At 38.1% G+C, this 21157-nt stretch carries 24 protein-coding genes; 18 read left to right on the forward strand and 6 right to left on the reverse strand.

Going from position 1 to position 21157, the window contains the following annotated elements:
• The first annotated feature begins 2 nt into the window (after positions 1 to 2).
• Positions 3 to 2558 carry a glycoside hydrolase family 3 protein gene (locus tag RI845_RS04410; protein ID WP_348388539.1) on the forward strand — a complete coding sequence of 852 codons (2556 nt, stop codon included), beginning with the start codon at positions 3 to 5 and terminating at the stop codon, positions 2556 to 2558.
• A gap of 264 nt (positions 2559 to 2822) precedes the next feature.
• Here RI845_RS04410 and RI845_RS04415 read toward each other — a convergent pair whose 3' ends face one another.
• Both RI845_RS04415 and RI845_RS04420 read right to left on the reverse strand, forming a co-directional pair.
• Positions 2823 to 3176 (reverse strand): hypothetical protein, encoded by a 354-nt coding sequence (locus RI845_RS04415; protein ID WP_348388540.1) that lies wholly within the window; start codon positions 3174 to 3176, stop codon positions 2823 to 2825.
• A gap of 60 nt (positions 3177 to 3236) precedes the next feature.
• Positions 3237 to 3704 (reverse strand): hypothetical protein, encoded by a 468-nt coding sequence (locus RI845_RS04420; protein ID WP_348388541.1) that lies wholly within the window; start codon positions 3702 to 3704, stop codon positions 3237 to 3239.
• A gap of 178 nt (positions 3705 to 3882) precedes the next feature.
• Between RI845_RS04420 and RI845_RS04425 the strand changes: the two genes are divergently transcribed.
• From RI845_RS04425 to RI845_RS04435, 3 genes are all read left to right on the forward strand, one after another.
• A complete protein-coding gene (locus tag RI845_RS04425) occupies positions 3883 to 4158 on the forward strand; it encodes a hypothetical protein (protein WP_348388542.1) in 276 nt (91 codons plus the stop codon).
• 65 nt (positions 4159 to 4223) lie between these two features.
• Positions 4224 to 4535 (forward strand): hypothetical protein, encoded by a 312-nt coding sequence (locus tag RI845_RS04430; RefSeq protein ID WP_348388543.1) that lies wholly within the window; start codon positions 4224 to 4226, stop codon positions 4533 to 4535.
• A 58-nt stretch (positions 4536 to 4593) separates the two neighbouring features.
• Positions 4594 to 5013 carry a DUF6559 family protein gene (locus RI845_RS04435; RefSeq protein ID WP_348388544.1) on the forward strand — a complete coding sequence of 140 codons (420 nt, stop codon included), beginning with the start codon at positions 4594 to 4596 and terminating at the stop codon, positions 5011 to 5013.
• 167 nt (positions 5014 to 5180) lie between these two features.
• On the opposite strand, the gene RI845_RS04440 is transcribed toward RI845_RS04435, so the two are convergent.
• From RI845_RS04440 to ygfZ, 3 genes are all read right to left on the reverse strand, one after another.
• Positions 5181 to 5828, reverse strand: a complete 648-nt coding sequence (locus RI845_RS04440) for a hypothetical protein (protein ID WP_348388545.1) — start codon at positions 5826 to 5828, stop codon at positions 5181 to 5183.
• Positions 5829 to 6265: 437 nt separating this feature from the next.
• The gene (locus RI845_RS04445; RefSeq protein ID WP_348388546.1) at positions 6266 to 6754 is read right to left on the reverse strand and encodes an FKBP-type peptidyl-prolyl cis-trans isomerase; all 489 of its coding nucleotides are present in this window, start codon (positions 6752 to 6754) and stop codon (positions 6266 to 6268) included.
• A 32-nt stretch (positions 6755 to 6786) separates the two neighbouring features.
• Positions 6787 to 7779 (reverse strand): tRNA-modifying protein YgfZ, encoded by a 993-nt coding sequence (ygfZ, locus tag RI845_RS04450; RefSeq protein ID WP_348388547.1) that lies wholly within the window; start codon positions 7777 to 7779, stop codon positions 6787 to 6789.
• 158 nt (positions 7780 to 7937) lie between these two features.
• Here ygfZ and RI845_RS04455 point away from each other — a divergent pair, with 158 nt between their 5' ends.
• Positions 7938 to 8189 carry an FAD assembly factor SdhE gene (locus RI845_RS04455; RefSeq protein ID WP_348388548.1) on the forward strand — a complete coding sequence of 84 codons (252 nt, stop codon included), beginning with the start codon at positions 7938 to 7940 and terminating at the stop codon, positions 8187 to 8189.
• The gene (locus tag RI845_RS04460) at positions 8137 to 8637 is read left to right on the forward strand and encodes a protein YgfX (protein ID WP_348388549.1); all 501 of its coding nucleotides are present in this window, start codon (positions 8137 to 8139) and stop codon (positions 8635 to 8637) included. The genes RI845_RS04455 and RI845_RS04460 overlap by 53 nt, the downstream gene beginning before the upstream one ends.
• 1 nt (position 8638) lies before the next feature.
• Here RI845_RS04460 and nadB read toward each other — a convergent pair whose 3' ends face one another.
• Positions 8639 to 10246 carry an L-aspartate oxidase gene (gene nadB / locus RI845_RS04465; protein ID WP_348388550.1) on the reverse strand — a complete coding sequence of 536 codons (1608 nt, stop codon included), beginning with the start codon at positions 10244 to 10246 and terminating at the stop codon, positions 8639 to 8641.
• 256 nt (positions 10247 to 10502) lie between these two features.
• Here nadB and rpoE point away from each other — a divergent pair, with 256 nt between their 5' ends.
• From rpoE to RI845_RS04525, 12 genes are all read left to right on the forward strand, one after another.
• The gene (rpoE, locus tag RI845_RS04470) at positions 10503 to 11081 is read left to right on the forward strand and encodes an RNA polymerase sigma factor RpoE (protein WP_348388551.1); all 579 of its coding nucleotides are present in this window, start codon (positions 10503 to 10505) and stop codon (positions 11079 to 11081) included.
• Positions 11082 to 11141: 60 nt separating this feature from the next.
• The gene (locus RI845_RS04475) at positions 11142 to 11732 is read left to right on the forward strand and encodes a sigma-E factor negative regulatory protein (RefSeq protein WP_348388552.1); all 591 of its coding nucleotides are present in this window, start codon (positions 11142 to 11144) and stop codon (positions 11730 to 11732) included.
• A gap of 5 nt (positions 11733 to 11737) precedes the next feature.
• A complete protein-coding gene (locus tag RI845_RS04480; RefSeq protein WP_348388553.1) occupies positions 11738 to 12745 on the forward strand; it encodes a MucB/RseB C-terminal domain-containing protein in 1008 nt (335 codons plus the stop codon).
• A gap of 187 nt (positions 12746 to 12932) precedes the next feature.
• Entirely contained in the window at positions 12933 to 13403 is a 471-nt protein-coding gene (locus RI845_RS04485; RefSeq protein ID WP_348388554.1) for a SoxR reducing system RseC family protein, read from the forward strand.
• A 160-nt stretch (positions 13404 to 13563) separates the two neighbouring features.
• Complete coding sequence (gene lepA / locus RI845_RS04490; RefSeq protein ID WP_348388555.1) at positions 13564 to 15354, forward strand: translation elongation factor 4; 1791 nt, start codon at positions 13564 to 13566, stop codon at positions 15352 to 15354.
• 9 nt (positions 15355 to 15363) lie between these two features.
• Entirely contained in the window at positions 15364 to 16284 is a 921-nt protein-coding gene (gene lepB / locus RI845_RS04495) for a signal peptidase I (protein WP_348388556.1), read from the forward strand.
• Positions 16285 to 16968 carry a ribonuclease III gene (rnc, locus tag RI845_RS04500; protein ID WP_348388557.1) on the forward strand — a complete coding sequence of 228 codons (684 nt, stop codon included), beginning with the start codon at positions 16285 to 16287 and terminating at the stop codon, positions 16966 to 16968. It abuts the gene before it with no gap.
• On the forward strand, positions 16958 to 17896 hold the full coding sequence (gene era, locus RI845_RS04505; protein WP_348388558.1) for a GTPase Era: 939 nt from the start codon (positions 16958 to 16960) through the stop codon (positions 17894 to 17896). Before rnc ends, era begins: the two co-directional genes overlap by 11 nt.
• A 22-nt stretch (positions 17897 to 17918) precedes the next feature.
• A complete protein-coding gene (gene recO / locus RI845_RS04510; RefSeq protein WP_348388559.1) occupies positions 17919 to 18644 on the forward strand; it encodes a DNA repair protein RecO in 726 nt (241 codons plus the stop codon).
• A 17-nt stretch (positions 18645 to 18661) separates the two neighbouring features.
• Positions 18662 to 19411: a pyridoxine 5'-phosphate synthase gene (gene pdxJ / locus RI845_RS04515; RefSeq protein ID WP_348388560.1), complete on the forward strand. Its 750-nt coding sequence runs from the start codon at positions 18662 to 18664 to the stop codon at positions 19409 to 19411.
• Positions 19412 to 19524: 113 nt separating this feature from the next.
• On the forward strand, positions 19525 to 19905 hold the full coding sequence (gene acpS, locus RI845_RS04520; protein ID WP_348388561.1) for a holo-ACP synthase: 381 nt from the start codon (positions 19525 to 19527) through the stop codon (positions 19903 to 19905).
• Between the two features lie 21 nt (positions 19906 to 19926).
• Positions 19927 to 21156, forward strand: coding sequence for a glycosyltransferase (locus RI845_RS04525; RefSeq protein ID WP_348388562.1), 1230 nt, complete (start codon positions 19927 to 19929; stop codon positions 21154 to 21156).
• Position 21157: the final 1 nt, after the last annotated feature.

Consider the following 21157-nt stretch of genomic DNA (forward strand, 5'->3'; position numbering starts at 1 on the left):
TTATGAAAAATTTAAAATTAAAATTATTACTACCTACTCTTATTATCGCTGTTGTTGGTTGCTCTAAAGAGCAGTCAGAAGAAAGTCATGTTGAGAGAACAGACGATGCTGCAGCTAAACTTCAGCATAATATTGATATTTGGCCAACGCTCGATATACCCGTTAAACGAGATGATGTCCTTGAGCAAAAAATAAAAGACATATTGTCAACTATGACACTTGAGCAAAAGGTCGCGCAGATGATCCAACCGGAAATTCGCGATATCACGGTAGAAGATATGCGCACCTACGGGTTTGGCTCTTATTTAAATGGTGGTGGCGCATTTCCTAATAACGATAAACATGCAACCCCAAGTGATTGGATTAAACTAGCAGAAGATATGTATCAAGCATCAATCGACGATTCGATAGATGGCAATAGTATCCCAACCATATGGGGCACAGATGCAGTGCATGGCCATAACAATGTTATTGGTGCTACGTTATTTCCACACAATATTGGTTTAGGAGCTGCCAACCATCCAGAGCTTATCGAGAAAATTGCTGCAATAACAGCTACCGAGGTTATGGTTACCGGTATTGACTGGGTGTTCGCGCCAACGGTAGCCGTTGTTAGAGATGACCGTTGGGGACGCACCTACGAAGGATACTCGGAAGATCCTGAGATTGTTCGTGAATATTCCGCATCAATAGTGAAAGGGTTACAAGGGCATCCTGATAAAGACTTTTTAGGTGATAGTCGCGTAATATCTACGGTTAAGCATTTCTTGGGTGATGGCGGCACTGAAGGCGGCGATGATCAAGGTAACAATATTGCCAGTGAGCAAGAATTATTTGATATTCATGGTCAGGGATATGTTGGCGGTTTAACTGCTGGTGCACAGTCTGTTATGGCATCTTTTAATAGCTGGCATGGTGAAAAAAATCACGGCAATAAATACCTTTTAACCACGGTTTTAAAAGACAAAATGGGCTTTGATGGGTTTGTTGTTGGTGATTGGAACGGTCATGGACAAATCCCTGGTTGTACGAATGAAAACTGTAGTCAAACCATTAATGCCGGTTTAGATATTTTTATGGTACCAACCGATGCGTGGAAACCATTGTATGAAAACACTATCTCGCAAGTTAAATCAGGCGAAATCCCACAAGCACGTATTGATGATGCTGTAAGTCGTATCTTAAGAGTAAAACTGCGTGCTGGAATATTTGACAAGCCGAGCCCAGCGAATAGAGCTGTGTCAGGTAAGGTGGAATTAATTGGTGCGCAAGCGCATAGAGATGTTGCTCGCCAAGCCGTAAGAGAATCGTTAGTGTTACTGAAAAACCAAGGCAATATACTACCACTGAACCCTAAAACAAATATTTTGGTTGCGGGTGATGGCGCCGATAATATCGGTAAGCAATCCGGGGGTTGGTCTATAACATGGCAAGGTACTGGTAATGAAAACTCAGACTTCCCTGGTGGAAGCTCTATTTACAGTGGCTTTGAACAAGTGGTAAGTGCTGCTGGCGGTAACATTGAATTGTCGGTTGAAGGTGAATATACAGCTAAACCTGATGTTGCCATTGTTGTATTTGGTGAAGAGCCATATGCAGAAGGCACAGGCGATATAGATAATTTAGATTATCAGCGTGGTAATAAAACAGACTTAGCATTATTAAACAAACTAAAAGCACAAGGTATACCCGTTGTGTCAGTGTTTATTTCTGGTCGTCCTATGTGGGTAAATGCTGAATTAAACGCTTCAAATGCTTTTGTTGCTGCCTGGTTGCCAGGAAGTGAAGGAGCTGGGGTGAGTGAAGTATTATTTACTAAAGCTGATGGATCTATCAATTATGACTTTACCGGTAAGTTGTCTTTTTCATGGCCAAACTCAGCAACTCAAGCTGTGCTAAACCGACATGATGAAAACTATAAGCCATTATTACCATATGGTTTTGGTTTGAAATACGGCGACGAAAATGTCTTGGAAAGTGATCTTAACGAGGTTGTAGCGCAAGCAAACAACGTTAATAAAGAGTTGGTGTTATTTGAACAAACTGCAAAAGCGCCGTGGCAATTGACTGTTTCTTCAGATGAACAATCTGAACCGGTAACAAGCTCTATTATTGAGTTACCGGCAATAACACTTAAAACCATGGATAAAGATATCCAAGAAGATGCACGCACGGTTACGTTTACAGGCAATGGCAAAGGCGAGGTAAGTTTAGCAAGCAATTTTGTTGAAGATTTACGCTCGTATGTAGAAAGCGAGGCTGCAATTTCATTCGCAATTCGCAAAGAAGATGTAACTACGGCTAAGGTAATGCTCGAAATGCACTGTGAAGAAGACTGCTTCGGCGCTGTAGATATTAGTTCACAATTTGCTGCTATGGCTGTAAACGAGTGGCAAGAATTCAGTGTTGATTTAAACTGCTTTATTCAAAATGGTACTAATATGGCAAGAGTAAATAAGGCTTTTGTAATATCGAGTAACGATGAAGTATCGCTATCATTCGCCGGTATTAAACTTGAGCCAAACTCTGCACAAAACGCTGATATTAATTGCCAATAATTTAATATTAATAAATACGTAACTCCCGAAAGGGAGTTCGTACATTGGAGAACACATTAATGGTATTGTGGGTATGAAAGTTTTGGCCTCCTGAACTTGTTTTAGGATCTACAATATGCCCCGAGCGGAAGTAGAGAAAGTACGCCGTCATATAAAGTAAGTAGAGAAAATACTCCGTCATCCCCCACGAGTGGAACGAGATGAGGGACCTCCTTCAGTGATGCTGTGGGTCCGCTAAGTGCCATTAGGAGGCGGTTTTAAAGCTCACTTGCAAGGGACAAAATTGAGAGAATTACGTATAATTGATTTGGTTTTCTCCGATATATCATCATCTTTTAAATAACTACTGATACTGTCTTTATAAAGCTCTAAAGCTAGAATTAAAACTTCATTTTCGTTTCCATTCACGCCCTTTTGTGGGCATTCGATATCTTTCAAAAGCCTATAATACCGTGCCTTATCAACAATCTTATCTTCTTGACTTTGGATAAAGTAATTATAAAGAAGCTCTTTTTTATCTCGCTCTTTATCAAGAATGTTTGAGTAATAAGCCGCAATACAAATCATAGGGATAATTAAGACAATAATATCCACGATTCTCTTTTTAATCTTAGTCATTAATAATCCTTTATAAAATTCCGCTTATCGCTCTATTTAGGCAATTAATAGATGACCAACCTAAAAAAATAAATTATTAATGAGCTTCTGAAAAGGGCTAGCCGAAGAAGGGAGCTGAAAATTTGAACATTCATTTGGCTTAAGGTACTCATAGGCTACTAATACACAGGCCAGAAATAAGCTTAGTTCTGAATATAGAAGCACTGGCATATCTAAAGGATTGTTTCCAAAGTACATAAACTCTGCGAAAATGAAAAATAATCCACCACCAATAACACAAGAGATAAAAGTTAAATTCGATATTTTGGGAAATTGAAGAACAGATTTTATTGCCATGACAATTAATGCTATTCCAATAGAACTGAGCGAAAGTAAAAACAAGATTCCAAGTAAATCTTCAAAACCAAAAGTTCCATTAAATCTATTGGGGATAAACCACAACAGCAATATACACATTAGCAACGATATTATGCATGCGGGCAATAATAGAACGGCATAAATCCCTCTTTTTATTTTTTCAAGATTCAAATGATACCCCTTCTCTGGTAGTTTTTGAATGACTCCGAATCGCTCAAAGTTGCCCGTGGCAACTTCAGGAAATTGTATTAAAGTACAATAACATCATGTATTGTAATTACAAATGTTTTAAGTTTTGCCTCAGGCAACTTTGAGCGAGTATGAGTTACTCATTAATAGGAATTAAGTAATGGATTTTCTAAAGCTATTGATGTTGTTAATTGTGTTAGCAATATTTTACAATGCATATCGACATTACAAGGGCGTAGCAACTAAAGGCTTTTGGCAGGGCTATTCTGCTAAAGGGCAATTTTTCACTGGCGTTGCATTCACTTTTGCTTTTTCGTCATTTTATATTGCTGACTTAACTGGTGTTTTTTATCTGTATCCTACCTTCATGTTTGTATATCTATTGTTAGTGGCTTATTCGGCAAAAATAGAATTAGCCGCAAAAAGCCAAGGGTAAGAATAAGCGATTAAAAGGCTATCAAAATCCAACTACATATATGGAATAATTAAAGCTAATTGAATATGGATATCATCAAAAACAACTTCAACGGAAAGAACAAATTATGGCAAGTGTTTTGGATTCAGAACATTTTAATCGGAGCCATATTAAACTTTTCTGTTGAAAATATAGCACCTGGTTTAGGACATTTTTCTATTATTCTTTTAATCGTATTTAGCATCGCTTACAGTATTTGGGTAGCCGTTGGTATGTGGCAGTGTGCGTTTAATGCAAGTTGGGTCGGATGGGGATATATCGTTAGAGGTCTATTGATAGCTGTTATATTGATTATCTTAGTTTCTTCGGTATCTTTAGCTATGAATTATAATACATAGCTAAAGTTGACTGGCAGATATGAGCGAACAAGAGACGGATAGGTTAAGGGAATTCAGAATGTTTAAATGGATATTTCGAAATAGAAAGATTGCTGATTTAATAAGAACTACTACCCCTAAATTAGTCAAAAAGTTTGGTAATGCAGAATACTACACAGTTGAAGAAATCGATTCAGTAGTAAAGTGTTCGGATATAGAAAATCATGAATACATTCATTTCATTTATGCAATGAATTGCGATATAAACCAATTTTACTCAATGTTTGATAAGCATAAATTTGAATATAATAAGTTGCGACTTAAAGTGTCTAAAATTTGCTTTGGTTCAGAAATGCTTTTCACCTCAAAGTTTTTAACTCGCTTTTCTTCTGGTGAAAACATGAAAGGTAATTATCGCCTTGCTAGGTATACAGGCGGTTATTCAGGGGGGAACGGAAGCGACATTACTGGTGGCGGCGGTGGAGATGGTGGCTTCTAACAATTACCTTAAGTTTGTCGCTTATATCACAATGGTATTGAGTTGAACTTAAGCATTTGAAAGGTTAAGGTCGCTTAAGAGCGAGAAGCAGCCCTAGTTATATCTAAATTTTTGCACAGCAAATAACAAAAAGAAGCGGCAATTAGGCCGCTTAAAAAATTGTTAAATTAAAATGAAACTCTTAGATGAATATTAGTTTCATCAAAATCGTCATAGGTAAGATAAGTTGTACCCGCAGCAAACCAATCACTAAAATGATAAAGAATTGAACCACCGATACCAGTATTCCCTTCAATAACATCTTTATGGTTCAAAATTAAACTTCCTTCCCAAGACTCATTAAATCGGTATACAGCACCAATGTTCAAATCATAGCCTGTATCGTCTTCTTTAAACTTTACTGTTTCCATAGGTTCTTCATTAAAGAAATCACCTAGAACTTCACCACTTTTCACTTCAATATTAGCAATTGCTAAATGAACAAATATTTCTGTTTTTTCATTAAAAGTATAGGTATAGCCTGCACCTAATGAAATCTCCGTTTGATCTACACCAAGGTCATCAAAGAAGATATCGATATCATCAGATAAACTAATATATTCTGCTGTAATATAAATGTTTTCAGTAACTTTTTTTGAACCTAAAAGACTATACCCACTTAAACTCAGGTATTCATCATAGTCAGTTTGTTCGTATGAAGCTTGGATAAAATCACGATTTGTAATTTGTTCACTGGCATTGGCATTGGCATTGGCACAAATATTAACAATAATACCTGAAAGTAGAAGTGGAATTAATTTACGTTTATTTTTCATTGTTATTCCTTAATACAACATTCCATTCATGTACAAGCGTACATAATTAAGCGATTAACTTAATGAAATAACAGAATAACTTCAATCAATGGTCATCTGTTTTGAGGCGTAACGGATCGTTTTGAGAGAATTGACAAGATTTTTATTTCTTTTAACATGACAGTATTGTTTAATAATAAGTCCAGTCGCCTTGCCCCATTTTCGATTGTTCAGTATACGTTTAATTTAAGTTTTATTTGATATAGGGTCAAAACTAACGACTGACAGCTAATGGCACTTAACAGACCCTCAGCATCACTAAAGGAGGTCCCTCATCTCGTTCCACTCGTGGGGGATGACAGAGCATTTTCTTTACTTCCGCTTATGGTATAAAAAAGCCCTAAGTATATTGTTAATACTTAGGGCTTACTTTAAATTAAAGTAATTGCTAACAGCAATTAATGGTCGTGACCACAGCCACCTTCAGCATGAACATGACCATGAGCTATTTCTTCTTCAGTGGCATCACGTACTTCTAAAATTTCAACATCAAATTTTAAATCGACACCAGCAAGAGGGTGGTTGCCATCAACGGTAATTTCGTCATCTTCCATACCAATAACAATAACAGTTTGCTCACCGTCATCAGTTTGAGCACGAAGTTGCATGCCCACATCTAAATCTTCAATACCTTGGAACAATGACTTTGGTACAGTTTGTACGTATTCATCATGGCGAGTGCCGTATGCATTTTCTGCATCTACATCTACGATAAACTTATCGCCTACGGCTTTATCATTTAATTCGGTTTCTAGGCCAGGAATTAAAAATCCGGCGCCTTGAATAAAGGCTAGAGGTTTTGAGTCGTATGAGCTGTCGATTAATGTCTCTTCGCTGTCCATTACTGCGTAATGCATTACAACAACTTTATTGTTAGCAATTTTCATAAAATTTCCTGACTGGGGTTAAGTGTTAATTTTTAAGATTCTTCAATTATTGAATATGGTAATGCCATTAAACTAAATTTAATACCATTGTGATGTTTTAGACGTAAGTGAGCATCTTGCTCGGTATCATTAGCAAGCACTGCTTGGATATAAATACTGCCATCATCAGCTTCGTAGTGACTAATAATGTCTCCACCTTTGCGCCAATTTTCACCCATTTGTTTTTCTAAAACAGATTCGTCGTTAATGCCTGCTTCTGCTTGCCATTTGGCTTCGCCTTCGCTTTTTAGGGTAAATAATGCTTTTTTATTTCGACCTAAATATTTCATTCTAGCGACAGTTTCTTGGCCCAGGTAGCAACCTTTGCTAAAGCTGATGCCATTTACAAATTGTAAATTTAACATTTGCGGCACGTATTCACCAACAGCGGTTTCATTCATATGGACAAAACCTGATTGAATTTCGAGTAGAGTCCATAGGGCACTTGGGAATATATCGATGGTCAAAGACTCTGCCATTTTATTTATGTGGCCAGCGGGAGCAACGACCAAGTAGCGGTTCGTTGTTCCACAAACATAAATAACAGACACTTCATCTTGAGTTACCACCGGCGTAAATGAGTCTGGTACGGCGTTAAACGTGTTTTGAATGAACTCTACACCTTTACTTCCCGTTAATGCTAAATAACTTAAATCGTCCGCTTCACTTATATCTACTTTTGCGAAAACACCAAACTTTTGTAACTCTTTCATTGAACTTGCCAATGACCCCTTGCTTTGTATAAGCAAGCGACGATCACAATGATTGATTAAGCGAAATGCTGAAAACATTTTTCCTTTGGCATCACAATGACCACCAACCAGTAATTTATTATTAGCTAGTTGGTCTACGTCACATGTTAATTGACCTTGTAGGTATTTGTCTGCTTCATCACCGGTAACTGATATGGCACTGATATTATCAACAAGAACAGCAAAGCTTTCTGGCAGCTGTTCAATATTAGGAAGAGAAGTTTGAAGATTCATAGGGTTCTACTATTGTTTAGTTAGTATCTTAATAGGGACGGTATAACTTGATTTCAAGGCATAGATATAAATTATAGAGTATTTGTGGCTAGTCATCAGGTTTTTGAAAAGCTACAATAGCGATTCAAATAATTCCCTTTTTAAATGTTGGATGGAAAATGTCGTTATCCGAGAATAAACCTAGATTACGTTGGGCGTGTCGTCGTGGCATGTTAGAGCTAGATGTATTATTTATGCCATTTGTTGAAGAAGCATGGGATGACTTGACGAAACAGCAAAAACAAGACTTTGATCGATTACTTGAGTGTGATGATCCTGAGTTGTTTGCTTGGTTTATGGGTCACGAGGAATGCAAGGATGAAGCCCTCAACGCAATGGTGCAAATTATACTCAATCGAGTCAAAGTATAGTTTTACCCTTCAAAAATCTACACTCGCAAAACAAGTCCCGTATTTTCTGGCGGGACTGATATTCATCGTCTTAATTATAATTTTAGCTAACTTTGGCTTACACCTGAGCTATCAAACAATTTTTGTTTGTTCGGCAATTACTGCGCTTTGTACATTTACATTAGCCCGTTTTTCAACGTTAAATACTTTTGCTATCACCGCTTTTGTTATTAGCGATGATGGCATAATAACGTTAGCGGCTGATAAAAAGTATCTTTTAACGAAGGGATGTTTAGTTTACAGCTTCGGCTGTGCATTATCGTTGACTGAAATAACACCACAAGTGCTCAATAAACGAAAACAAAATAAACGTCTGAACAGGTTTATTTTCAAAGATGAGTTAAAAGAAAAAGACTATCGACGCTTGTGTCGAATTGTTCTTCGCCGAAACTCATTGAAAGAACGTTAATTTAGCTTTTAGGTGTTTTTCTTGAAGGCTTTAATATTGTCGGGCCAGAATTTTCATGCTGCTCTGGGTAATCCAGAGTGTAGTGTAAGCCGCGACTTTCCTTTCGTTCCATTGCGCACATTATCATTAGCTCAGCTACCTGTACTAAATTTCTCAGCTCGAGTAAGTTATTACTTACTCTAAAGTGGCGATAATATTCTTGAATTTCAGCTTGCAGAAGTTTTACCCTTGAAAGCGCTCTTTCTAAGCGTTTGGTTGTACGAACAATACCAACATAGTCCCACATAAATAAGCGCAGCTCATGCCAGTTATGTTGAATAACTACCTCTTCGTCAGAGTTTGCCACTCGGCTTTCATCCCAAGCTGGAATGCGCTTTATTCTTTGTTTGCTATCAAGGTTATTTTTAATATGATTCGCTGCCGCTCGGGCAAATACGATACATTCTAGTAAGGAGTTACTGGCCATTCTATTCGCGCCGTGTAAACCGGTATAAGAAACCTCACCTATGGCGTATAAGTTGTTTATATCGGTTTGACCATGTTCATTTACCATCACGCCACCACAGGTATAGTGCGCAGCGGGCACTACAGGCAATGGCTCTTTAGTCATATCAAAACCAAACTTTTTAGTTTTTTCAAAAATGGTTGGAAAATGATGTTTGATAAAATCAGCGTCTTTATGGCTAATATCTAAAAACATACAATCGGCGCCAAGGCGCTTCATTTCAAAATCTATTGCTCTGGCAACCACATCTCTAGGGGCAAGCTCAGCACGCTCATCAAATTCAGGCATAAATCGGCTGCCATCTGGGCGTCTTAGTATTGCACCTTCGCCGCGTAAAGCTTCGGTTATTAAAAACGTTCCTGCTTTAGGGTGGAATAAACAAGTTGGATGAAATTGATTAAATTCCATGTTGGCAACACGACATCCAGCACGCCAAGCCATAGCTATACCATCACCACTGGCTATGTCGGGGTTAGAGGTATATTGATAAACTTTACTGGCCCCACCGGTTGCTAAAATTGTTTTTTGCGCATGAATAGATTCAACTTTTTCACTATTACGGTTCCATATATAGGCACCAATACATTGCGTTTCACCGTTAACATTATTATTGATTAAATCAACAGCATTAGAGCGTTCAAATACCCTTATTCTAGAGTGGCGCTTTACTTTTTCGGCTAGGGTTAGTTGTACTGATTTTCCGGTTGCGTCTGCAGCATGTAAAATTCTGCGGTGGCTATGGCCGCCTTCACGGGTTAAATGATAGTGGGTTTTTCCATTGCCATCTTCTTCCTGATCAAAATCAACACCTTGGGATATTAACCATTGCATCGATTCTTTTGCACTTTGTGCGGTAAAACGAACTACGTTTTCATCACAAATGCCGTTACCGGCAATTAGTGTGTCAGAAACGTGTGAATCTATGGAATCATTTTCATCAAATACTGCCGCAATACCACCTTGGGCATAATAGGTAGAACCTTCATTAATAGGGCCTTTACTCAACAGGATAACGTCAGCATTGGCTGCAAGTTTTAATGCTAAGGTTAAACCGGCAGCTCCACTGCCAATGATCAGAACGTCACAGTTATGTTGTTGATTCATAGATTGGTTTATTTTATTGATCTTGTTAAAGGCTGAATTTTAACTTACTTTAAAGGGAATTGGCAAAAATAGGCTTAAATATTAGCTTAAAGATGAATTTTTACGCAAAAAAACTGTTTTTTTACTTTTTTTTCATCTTTATGCGAACTTTTTACAAAACACTCAGTCCTAATTGATGTGTTTGCCTGAGCTGAAACAAACATTGGGATAAGATTTTAACCAAATAGTATTTGGTTTTTTAGGAGTAACGGCTCAGATGAGCGAACAGAATGTAGACCAAATGTTGGTTCAACAGGTACAAAATGGCGATAAAAATGCTTTCAACCTGTTAGTAAAGAAGTACCAGCAAAAGGTAATGAATCTGGTATCGCGCTATGTGAAAAATCAAGCGGATGTAGCTGATGTTACTCAAGAAGCGTTTATTAAAGCGTATCGAGCGTTAGGAAACTTTCGCGGTGACAGTGCATTTTACACATGGCTATACCGTATTGCAGTTAATACAGCAAAAAATCATTTAATGGCTGGTTCAAGAAAACCACCAGGAAGTGACATCGATGTTGAAGAAGCTGAATTTTACGATAGTGGCGACGCATTGCGAGAAAATGCCTCACCAGAAAAATTATTGTTAACTGATGAGATTCGTCAGCTAATTTTTAAAACCATAGAACAATTGCCAGAAGAGTTGCGTACAGCAATAAATTTGCGAGAGTTGGATGGTTTAAGCTATGAAGAAATAGCTAACGTAATGGATTGCCCGGTAGGTACCGTACGTTCTCGAATATTTCGAGCTCGAGATGCGGTAGATAAAAAAATAAAACCTTTATTACAAAAGTAGGTTATTTACTTTGAGTAAATTTAGGTTAATGTATAACAGCGCTAGCAATGAGTACTATATATGAATGAAAATAAGTTTGAGTCTCTATCAGCATTACTTGATAACGATAATGTCGAACAAGCATTATTAGATGAAGTATCGCATGATGATAAACTAAGCGACACCTGGAGCCGATATCATTTAATTGGTGATATTATGCGTGGCGACAGTAGCGACTTTATTGACCGTGATTTAAGTGAAAATATCGCAGTGGCAATAGCTGCAGAGCCTACGGTACTAGCACCTGTTGCTCGTCCAACAGTAACACAGCGTGTTAAAGCTAAAGTTATTCAAATGTCTAGACCTGTAGGTCAATTTGCTATTGCAGCGTCTGCCGCAGGCTTAATGGTCCTAGGTGTACAACAAGCCAATGTTTCTGATGAAGGGCAAGTCGTTCCTACTCAAGTTTGGCAACCATTACCAATGGGTGGTGTTGCAAATCCGGTAAGTTATAATTATTCAACTCAAAGTTTACCTACTCAAAAACAGTCAAATGTTGAGCGTCAACAGCGCTTACAAGCTTTATTAGCCGATCATAATATGCAAATTAAATTACATTCAAAAATTGAAAGTAAAGACTCGGAAGAATTAGCCGAAAACCAACCTGAATAGAATTAATGAAATTATTTACAAATTTATTTTTACTGGCGTTAATTTCAACGCCAGTTTTTTCTCAAGATGCTGAATCAGACTTACCTACCAATACTGTACCTGCCGAATTAAATACTTCTGTCACGGAAACTGTGCAACCTCCAACAGCGTTGCAATGGTTACAACGGTTATCAAACTCTATGAAGACGTTAAATTTTGATACCTCATTTGTGGTTGTTAGAAATAATAGAGCAGAGCCATATCGTTGGCTACATGGTATTGAAAATAATCGAGAACTTGAACTTATTACCCTATTAAATGGTCCTCGTAAAGAAGCGATCAGAATAGATAATGTAGTTAGTTATTTTGAATCTGATCACTCACCATACTCTGTAAATAATAATAGTATTAGTGGACCAATACCTGCTGCACTATTTGGTGATATTGAAAAGCTGCAATTGATTTATGACTTTATCGGTGTTGGCAAAAGTCGAATATTGGGCAGACCTGCACAATTAGTACGCTTGGAAAGTAAAGATAAGCAAAGGTTTGGCTACTGGCTTTGGTTAGATATTGAAAGCGGCTTGTTATTAAAAGCGGCAGTAATATCCCGTCAAGGCGAATTATTAGAACAAATTCAATTTACCCATTTAATGATTACACAGCAGTCTAATGATATTTTGAAACAAATCACTGAAGCAAAGTTACCAGAGCCGCATATGCTCAATACTGCTGAAGTTACACTACCTTGGCAAGTTAATTGGTTACCAACAGGTTTCGAGTTAGTGAAAACCAGTAAAAGAAAAATCCAGAAAGTGGCGGGGCAAGTTGAGTCGTTAATGTTTAACGATGGCTTAGTCGATGTTTCAGTTTATGTTATTGCCAGTGATGAGCCTCCAAGACAACCTACGATTAATCAAACTGGGGCAACTGTGTTATTATCAAGCTTAAGAGATGGCTACGAAATTACCGTAGTAGGGCAAGTACCTGCGAAAACCGCTGCAAATATTGCCCAATCAATTAGCTTTAATTAATACCAATTTCATTAAGTTATTGCCCACGTATGTTGGTTAAAATAATCCAAGGCGGCGTTGCTCTCAATCCCAATAGCCAGCTATTGGTCAATCGAGCGCCTTGCCCTGATTTATTTTCCCTACGCAAAGCAAGATCACAAACTTAATGAAACTGGTATAACACTGTAATCTTAAAACGAGTATTTAAATGATAGAAGAAACTGCCACTGTTGTTGCGGTTGATGGAAACCAAGTTATTGTTAAAAGTACAATAAAGTCTACTTGTCATAGCTGCAACCAACAAGATGATTGCGGCAGTGGCCAAATTGCAAAAGCTATTCCTCACAAAGCGCTGACAACCCGCTTTGAAAATACTACTCAGTTAAAAATAGGCGATGAAGTTGTTATCGGCTTATCTGAGCGAAGTGTGATAAGCAGCGCCTTGCAAGTGTATATGTTGCCGTTGTTTGCGATGATATTATTTGCCGCAATAGGGCAATTTATTCTAGTTGAACAACATCAAATGCATGAGTTGTTGGCATTGGCCTTAGCCATTTCTGGTGGTTATTTAGGTCACATATTTGCCAAAACCTTACAAACCAAACAGCAAACTCAACACAATTTACAACCTAAATTACTGCGCAAATGCAGTGATGTGATCATCTCTAAAACGCTGTAAATTTACTCAATTAGCTATTATTTTTATCTTTGAAACATTATTTAACTGTTTTAATAGTGAATTATGTTTAAAAAGGCAACTAAAGATAGCGACAGGCGTCGAAATTAGCTAAAATCACGGCATTATTATTTAAATTTAATTATCTGTATTTAAGCTCTTTATGAAGCACATTCGAAATTTCTCTATTATTGCCCACATCGATCACGGTAAATCAACGTTATCGGACCGATTAATTCAACATTGTGGCGGTCTATCTGATCGCGAAATGCAAGCCCAAGTTTTAGATTCTATGGATCTTGAAAAAGAGCGTGGCATAACAATCAAAGCGCAAAGTGTTACTTTGGATTATAAAGCCAGAGATGGTGAAACTTACCAACTTAACTTCATCGACACACCTGGCCACGTAGATTTTTCTTATGAAGTATCTCGTTCATTGGCTTCATGTGAAGGTGCACTGTTAGTTGTAGATGCCGGCCAAGGTGTTGAGGCGCAAACATTAGCAAACTGCTATACCGCCCTTGATATGGATTTGGAAGTTGTTCCAATTCTAAACAAAATTGATTTACCACAAGCTGATCCAGATCGTGTCGCAGAAGAAATTGAAGATATAATCGGCATTGATGCCACTGATGCTGTGCAGTGTTCAGCAAAAACGGGTATTGGTATTGAAGAAGTATTAGAAAGTATTGTTGCTAATATTCCGCCTCCAGAGGGAAATACCAACGATGACCTACAAGCTCTAATTGTTGATTCATGGTTTGATAATTACCAAGGCGTAGTGTCACTGGTGCGAGTAATGCATGGTGAAATTCGCAAAGGCGATAAAATGACTGTTATGTCTACTGGGCAAAGTCATATTATTGATAAAGTAGGTATTTTCTCTCCTAAGCAAACAGACACGGGTATTTTAAAAACAGGTGAAGTTGGTTTTATCATTGCAGGGATCAAAGAAATTCACGGTGCTCCAGTAGGTGATACGTTAACACTAACGCGTCAACCTGCAGAGCAACCATTACCCGGCTTTAAAAAAGTAACACCACAAGTTTATGCGGGTATTTTCCCAATTAGCTCTGATGATTTTGAAAACTTCCGTGATGCGCTTAATAAGCTTAGCCTTAATGATGCTTCATTATTTTTCGAGCCAGAAAGCTCTGGTGCGTTAGGTTTTGGTTTCCGTGTTGGCTTCTTAGGAATGCTGCACATGGAAATAATTCAAGAGCGTTTAGCGCGTGAATATGATCTTGATCTAATCGCTACCGCACCTACTGTAAATTACGAGGTTGTACGTACAGATGGCGCGGTTATTACTATTGATAACCCTGGTGAATTACCAGCAGTTAACGAAATAGAAGAGATCAGAGAGCCAATTGTTGAAGCAAATATTTTGGTGCCACAAGAGCATTTAGGTAATGTTATTACCTTGTGTATTGAAAAACGTGGTGTACAAAAGAATTTAACCTACCATGGAAACCAAGTTGCGGTTCAATATGAGTTGCCAATGGCTGAAGTGGTTATGGACTTTTTCGATAAATTAAAATCAACCAGTCGTGGTTATGCGTCGTTAGACTACCATTTTGTTCGTTTTGAAGCGTCTGATATGGTGCGCTGTGATGTATTAATTAACGGCGATCGAGTTGATGCTTTAGCAATGATCACTCACCGTACTAACTCTGTTTCTCGTGGTCGTCAATTAGTAGATAAATTAAAAGATCTTATTCACCGACAAATGTTTGATGTAGCAATTCAGGCTGCTATTGGTAATAACGTTATTGCCAGAACAACAGTTAAACAATTACGCAAAAACGTAATTGCTAAATGTTATGGTGGTGATATTTCTCGTAAGAAGAAATTACTACAGAAACAAAAAGAAGGTAAAAAACGCATGAAACAAGTTGGTAATGTAGAAGTACCACAAGAGGCGTTTTTAGCTGTATTAAAACTAGGGAAGTAAATAGAACTTATGGCGATGTATTTTTCATTATTTTTAGTTATTATCACGATTGTAACTGGCATAGTTTATTTTTTAGATAAATTTATTTATGCGCCTAAACGGCAATTAAATTTAGAGGCAACACAGGAACAATGTTCTCAGCCTTTGGATGAAGTTGCTATCGAGAAAATTACTACGCCAAATGCTTGGGTTGACACTTCAGTTCAAGTATTCCCTGTTATCGCCTTTGTATTAATCTTACGGTCATTTATTTACGAACCATTTCAAATACCATCAGGATCAATGATGCCAACATTGCTTGATGGCGATTTTATTTTAGTAAATAAATTTAACTATGGATTACGAGAGCCTGTTGCTCGCAATAAGTTTGTAGATATTGGCGCGCCGGAGCGTGGTGATGTCGTTGTTTTTAAATACCCATTACAACCTGAGATTGATTATATCAAGCGTGTTGTCGGTTTACCGGGTGATAGAATTATTTATCGCAACAAGTCTTTATATATTCAGAAAAAATGCACAGATACTAGTGTCGAATGTCCTAAAATGGAACAGGTATTGACCACGTTTAAACAAACGGGTGAATATCAACAAATGGGCATGCCATTAACGCGTTATGAATCGGCAATGCCGAATAAAACACATGAAATTCTAGTGAACAATAATACTTATCCGCAAAATCACCGTTTTTACAATCAACCAGGCCTGAAAAAAGGCGAGTGGCTAGTACCAGAAGGTGGGTATTTAGTAATGGGTGATAACCGTGATAATAGTACTGACGGTCGCTTTTGGGGCTTTGTTCCTGAAGAGAATTTAGTGGGTGAAGCTGTTGCAATTTGGATGAGTTTCGACTTTGAGCGCCAACCAGAAGACTTTATACCTACATGGGTTCCTTCTGGTGTTCGCTTATCACGTATAGGTGGAATTAATTAATTGTCTAAACCACTGCATTTAAACCGCCTGCAAAACAAGCTTGGCTATCAATTTAATAATGAACAATTACTTGTTCAAGCATTAACTCACCGTAGCGCAAAAGGTGACAATAATGAACGCCTGGAATTTCTCGGTGATTCTATCTTAGGTTATGTTGTTGCTCGAGTATTATTTGAAAAATTCCCAACGGCTTCTGAAGGTGAACTTACCCGTATGCGTTCAACGTTAGTGCGCGGTGTAACTCTTGCTGAAATTGGCCGAGCATTTGATTTAGGTGAATATTTGGTGCTGGGTCCTGGTGAGCTAAAAAGTGGTGGATTTCGCCGAGATTCTATTTTAGAAGATGCTATTGAAGCAATCATTGGCGCAGTATTTTTAGACTCAGATTTACACACATCCAGAGCATTAGTATTAACTTGGTTTACTGAACGATTAGATAAAATAAATCCTAATCAAAGCCAAAAAGACCCCAAAACTCGCTTGCAGGAATACTTGCAAGGACGCAGATTGCCATTACCACTTTACGACGTAATTGGAACAACTGGTCAATCTCATAATCAACAATTTACCATTAGCTGTGTTATAGAAACCGTAGCAGAGCCTATAATTAGTAAAGGTACGTCGCGCAGAAAAGCTGAACAAGCTGCGGCGCAGCAAGCGTTGGAGTTACTCAATGTTAAATAAAGAAGATTTTTTAAGTGATGGCCACAGCGATAATAATTGTGGTTTAGTTGCGTTGGTCGGCCGTCCTAATGTTGGAAAATCAACATTATTAAATGCATTGCTAGGTCAAAAAATAAGTATTACTTCTCGTAAGCCACAAACCACTCGTCATCGTATTTTGGGTATTCTAACTGAAGGAACCCGTCAAGCGGTTCTAGTAGATACTCCCGGTTTACATACTGAAGAAAAACGTGCCATCAACCGTTTGATGAACCGAGCGGCAAGTAGTTCGATCGCAGAAGTTGAGTTAATTGTATTTTTAGTAGAAGGTACTAAGTGGACTGAAGATGATGAATTAGTCCTTAGCAAAGTGAAACAGTCTGGTCGCCCGACCATCTTAGCAGTAAACAAAATTGATAATGTTCAAGATAAAGAAGAGCTTTTACCACACCTGCAAAAAATAGCTGCAATGCATGACTTTCAAGACATAGTACCGATCAGCGCAGTTAAAGGTGACAAAGTAGATAAAATCAGAGAGCTGTGTCTGTCGTCATTACCTGAAGGGGATTTTTGGTTTCCTGAAGATCACATTACCGATCGTTCATCACGTTTTATGGCCTCTGAAATTGTTCGTGAAAAGCTTATCCGCTTTACCGGCGATGAATTGCCATACTCTACAACGGTTGAAATTGAGCAGTTTAAAACCGATCAAAAAGGTATATTGCATATAAATGCGTTAATTCTTGTAGAGAGAAACTCACAAAAACGCATGGTTATCGGTAATAAAGGCGAAAAATTAAAAGTTATCGGTCGTGAAGCGCGTAAAGATATGGAAGCGTTATTTGAACGGCAAGTATTTTTAGAAACCTGGGTTAAAGTCAAATCTGGTTGGGCCGATGATGAACGTGCACTTCGTAGTTTAGGTTACGGAGATGATTACTCGGGCTAACAGCTAGCTTGGTATAAAGTAGATGACAGCCAATAAGGACATTAACTTACAACAGGCATATCTGCTGCATTCTCGACCTTATCGAGACAACAGCATGTTAGTTAATTTACTTACTGAACAAAATGGTCACGTAAGTGCAGTTGTTTATATTGGCAAAGGTAAAAAATCAAATAAAAAAGGGCTTTTACAGCCCTTTGCTAATTTGCATGTAGAGATAAAAGGCAAAAATGACTTAAAAAACTTATCTCGCATTGAACATGCAGAAAAAACTATGCAACTCAGTGGTAATTACTTATTTAGTGGCTTTTACCTCAATGAACTTATGGTTCGCCTGCTCCCTGAAAATATTCCATTAGAAAACTTGTTTCATCTCTACCAGAAGAGCCTTGAACAATTGTTGGCACAAGATAAATTAGAGCCACTACTTCGCCGCTTTGAAATGAATTTACTGGCAGAGTTAGGGTTGTCTTTAGATTTTTCTGAATTAACAGTACCATCGTCAGATGTAACAGAGCCGCATTGTGAAGACGTGTATTTTATTCAGGAACAAGGGTTTGTTAGTGCCGACTACCAATGCAATTTACCCAGCTATAAGCGTTCACATTTAATTACTATTGGTGATGGAAAATTAGAGCAAGCCGAAGTACTATTAACCTGTAAACGTTTGATGCGACAAGTATTAAAAAGCTATTTAGGGAACAAACCCTTAAATAGCAGAAAACTTTTTATTAATAAATTAGCTAGATAAGCAATAAGAGAATTTTTATGAGTGATATTTTATTAGGTGTGAATGTTGACCATATTGCAACATTACGCCAGGCGCGTGGCACAACCTATCCTGATCCTGCCCATGCAGCATCGGTTGCTGAACATGCTGGAGCTGACGGTATCACCATACACTTGCGTGAAGACCGTCGCCATATCAATGATCGTGACGTTACTGTTATGGCCGAAACCATTCAATCTAGAATGAATCTTGAAATGGCTGTCACTAATGAAATGCTAGATATCGCTTGTCGCACAAAACCAGTGTTTTGTTGCTTGGTTCCTGAGAAACGTGAAGAGCTCACCACTGAAGGTGGCTTAGATGTAGCTGGACAGATGGATAAAATTTCTGATGCTGTAGAACGTTTGTCAGAAGCGAATATTTTAGTCAGTCTATTTATTGATGCCGACCCTATTCAAATTGAAGCGGCAAAAGCATCTGGCGCGCCTTTCATTGAAATTCATACTGGCCATTATGCCGATGCTGCTACTGAAGATGAGCAATTAAAAGAATTAGCACGCTTAACTGACGGCATAAAATATGCCCACAGTTTAGGCTTAAAGGTTAATGCTGGACACGGATTGAATTACTTCAACGTAAAACCAATTGCCGCGATTGAAGAAATTATTGAGCTGAATATTGGCCATGCAATTATTGCTCGTGCAGCCATTGATGGTCTAGATAAAGCCGTACGTGATATGAAGCGTTTAATGGTTGAAGCTAGAGAATCAGCTAAAAACAAAAACTAAAGGCGAAGAGCAGATCCTGAAACAAGTTCAGGAATTGGGTAGGTTATTTCGTTTGACACACTAGTGTCTTCCTGAACTTGTTTCAGGATCTAGAGGTAGTAAAAAAGGTAAATATGTCGGTAGTAGGGATCGGTAACGATATTGTTGAAATCAGCCGTATAGCAAATATGGCTGACAAAGCACGCGCACGTTTAGCGTTAAGAGTACTAACTCCGCGAGAACATGCGCATTACCTTACGTTAAAGCAACCCGAAAGATTTCTTGCGAAACGTTGGGCCGGCAAAGAGGCTGCTGCGAAAGCCTTGGGACGCGGTATTGCCGATGGTATTTCTTTTCAGCACTTCGATATTGTAAGTTTATCCACAGGTCAGCCGACACTTGAAATATCAGGTCGAGCACTAGAAGTCGCCAAAACCCTGAACGCTAATTCATGGCACATCAGCTTGTCTGATGAACAAGAATATGCGTTAGCCTTTGTTGTTTTATCTAATTAGCCCACTATACGGCGATTTATCATGAAAAAAGTATTAGTCATCGGTTATGTTTGGCCTGAGCCAAATTCATCGGCTGCAGGCACTCATATGATGTCAATTTTGCGTTTGTATAAACAGCAAGGTTGGCAGGTTGAGTTTGCTACGCCTGCTCAAAAAACTGAGCATATGATTGATTTAGACAGTGAAAATATTTCTAGTCAAACCATTAGCCTAAACTGTGACTCTTTTGATGCCTACATTAGCGCTTTGCAACCTGATATTGTGATGTTTGATCGTTTTATGATGGAAGAACAGTTCGGTTGGCGAGTTGAAAAGAATTGCCCTTCGGCATTGAAAATATTAGACACTGAAGACTTACAATGTTTACGGCACGCTCGCCATCAAGCGCTCAAAGCAAACAAAGAATTAGATCATTCATTTCTATTTAATGATTTAGCCAAGCGTGAAATTGCAGCAATTTTGCGTTGTGATATTTCATTGATAATTTCTAGTTTTGAAATGGATTTGTTGATCAATACCTTTAACGTTGATGAGCAATTATTACATCATTTGCCGTTTATGGTTGAATTGAACAAGCTGCCACAAAATACATTAGCCTTTAGTGAACGTAAAAATTTCATGACTATTGGTAATTTTCGCCATGCGCCAAATTGGGATGCTGTTCTTTATTTACAATCCATTTGGCCATTGATCAAAAAGCAATTACCAGACGCTGAGCTGCATATTTATGGTTCTTATCCTCCTCCTAAAGCAACAGCGTTAAACAACCCTAAAACCGGCTTTATTATTAAAGGTTGGTGTGAGGACGCATTAGCAGTAATGGAGCAAGCTCGTGTTTGTCTAGCACCTATACGATTTGGTGCTGGTATCAAAGGTAAGCTTTTAGATGCAATGATAATGCAAACACCTAATGTTACCACGTCTGTCGGTAGTGAGGGTATGCATAAAGGTAATCCATGGCCTGGTGTTATTAGCGATGATATTAATAACTTTGCTGATGCCGCTGTTGATTTATATAACAACGAACAAACATGGCAAACCGCTCAAAATAATGCTCATAGCTTGCTTAACTCTATATACGATAGCGCAGCACTGGGTGAATCGTTAATTAATAAAATTGCAGATACTGAACAATCGTTATTAGCTCATCGCTTAAATAACTTCACTGGCGCGATGTTAAAGCACCACTCCATGGCGAGCACCAAATATATGTCACAATGGATTGCGGCTAAAAATTTGAATCAAGAATAGT

The sequence above is a fragment of the Thalassotalea nanhaiensis genome (assembly GCF_031583575.1).
Taxonomy (GTDB): domain Bacteria; phylum Pseudomonadota; class Gammaproteobacteria; order Enterobacterales; family Alteromonadaceae; genus Thalassotalea_A; species Thalassotalea_A nanhaiensis.

Coding starts and splice junctions, on each gene's coding strand:
- RI845_RS04410 (WP_348388539.1), top strand. CDS start 3: ATGAAAAATTTAAAATTAAAATTATTACTACCTACTCTTATTATCGCT.
- RI845_RS04415 (WP_348388540.1), bottom strand. CDS start 3,176: ATGACTAAGATTAAAAAGAGAATCGTGGATATTATTGTCTTAATTATC.
- RI845_RS04425 (WP_348388542.1), top strand. CDS start 3,883: ATGGATTTTCTAAAGCTATTGATGTTGTTAATTGTGTTAGCAATATTT.
- RI845_RS04430 (WP_348388543.1), top strand. CDS start 4,224: ATGGATATCATCAAAAACAACTTCAACGGAAAGAACAAATTATGGCAA.
- RI845_RS04435 (WP_348388544.1), top strand. CDS start 4,594: ATGTTTAAATGGATATTTCGAAATAGAAAGATTGCTGATTTAATAAGA.
- RI845_RS04440 (WP_348388545.1), bottom strand. CDS start 5,828: ATGAAAAATAAACGTAAATTAATTCCACTTCTACTTTCAGGTATTATT.
- RI845_RS04445 (WP_348388546.1), bottom strand. CDS start 6,754: ATGAAAATTGCTAACAATAAAGTTGTTGTAATGCATTACGCAGTAATG.
- ygfZ (WP_348388547.1), bottom strand. CDS start 7,779: ATGAATCTTCAAACTTCTCTTCCTAATATTGAACAGCTGCCAGAAAGC.
- RI845_RS04455 (WP_348388548.1), top strand. CDS start 7,938: ATGTCGTTATCCGAGAATAAACCTAGATTACGTTGGGCGTGTCGTCGT.
- RI845_RS04460 (WP_348388549.1), top strand. CDS start 8,137: ATGAAGCCCTCAACGCAATGGTGCAAATTATACTCAATCGAGTCAAAG.
- nadB (WP_348388550.1), bottom strand. CDS start 10,246: ATGAATCAACAACATAACTGTGACGTTCTGATCATTGGCAGTGGAGCT.
- rpoE (WP_348388551.1), top strand. CDS start 10,503: ATGAGCGAACAGAATGTAGACCAAATGTTGGTTCAACAGGTACAAAAT.
- RI845_RS04475 (WP_348388552.1), top strand. CDS start 11,142: ATGAATGAAAATAAGTTTGAGTCTCTATCAGCATTACTTGATAACGAT.
- RI845_RS04480 (WP_348388553.1), top strand. CDS start 11,738: ATGAAATTATTTACAAATTTATTTTTACTGGCGTTAATTTCAACGCCA.
- RI845_RS04485 (WP_348388554.1), top strand. CDS start 12,933: ATGATAGAAGAAACTGCCACTGTTGTTGCGGTTGATGGAAACCAAGTT.
- lepA (WP_348388555.1), top strand. CDS start 13,564: ATGAAGCACATTCGAAATTTCTCTATTATTGCCCACATCGATCACGGT.
- lepB (WP_348388556.1), top strand. CDS start 15,364: ATGGCGATGTATTTTTCATTATTTTTAGTTATTATCACGATTGTAACT.
- era (WP_348388558.1), top strand. CDS start 16,958: ATGTTAAATAAAGAAGATTTTTTAAGTGATGGCCACAGCGATAATAAT.
- recO (WP_348388559.1), top strand. CDS start 17,919: ATGACAGCCAATAAGGACATTAACTTACAACAGGCATATCTGCTGCAT.
- pdxJ (WP_348388560.1), top strand. CDS start 18,662: ATGAGTGATATTTTATTAGGTGTGAATGTTGACCATATTGCAACATTA.
- acpS (WP_348388561.1), top strand. CDS start 19,525: ATGTCGGTAGTAGGGATCGGTAACGATATTGTTGAAATCAGCCGTATA.
- RI845_RS04525 (WP_348388562.1), top strand. CDS start 19,927: ATGAAAAAAGTATTAGTCATCGGTTATGTTTGGCCTGAGCCAAATTCA.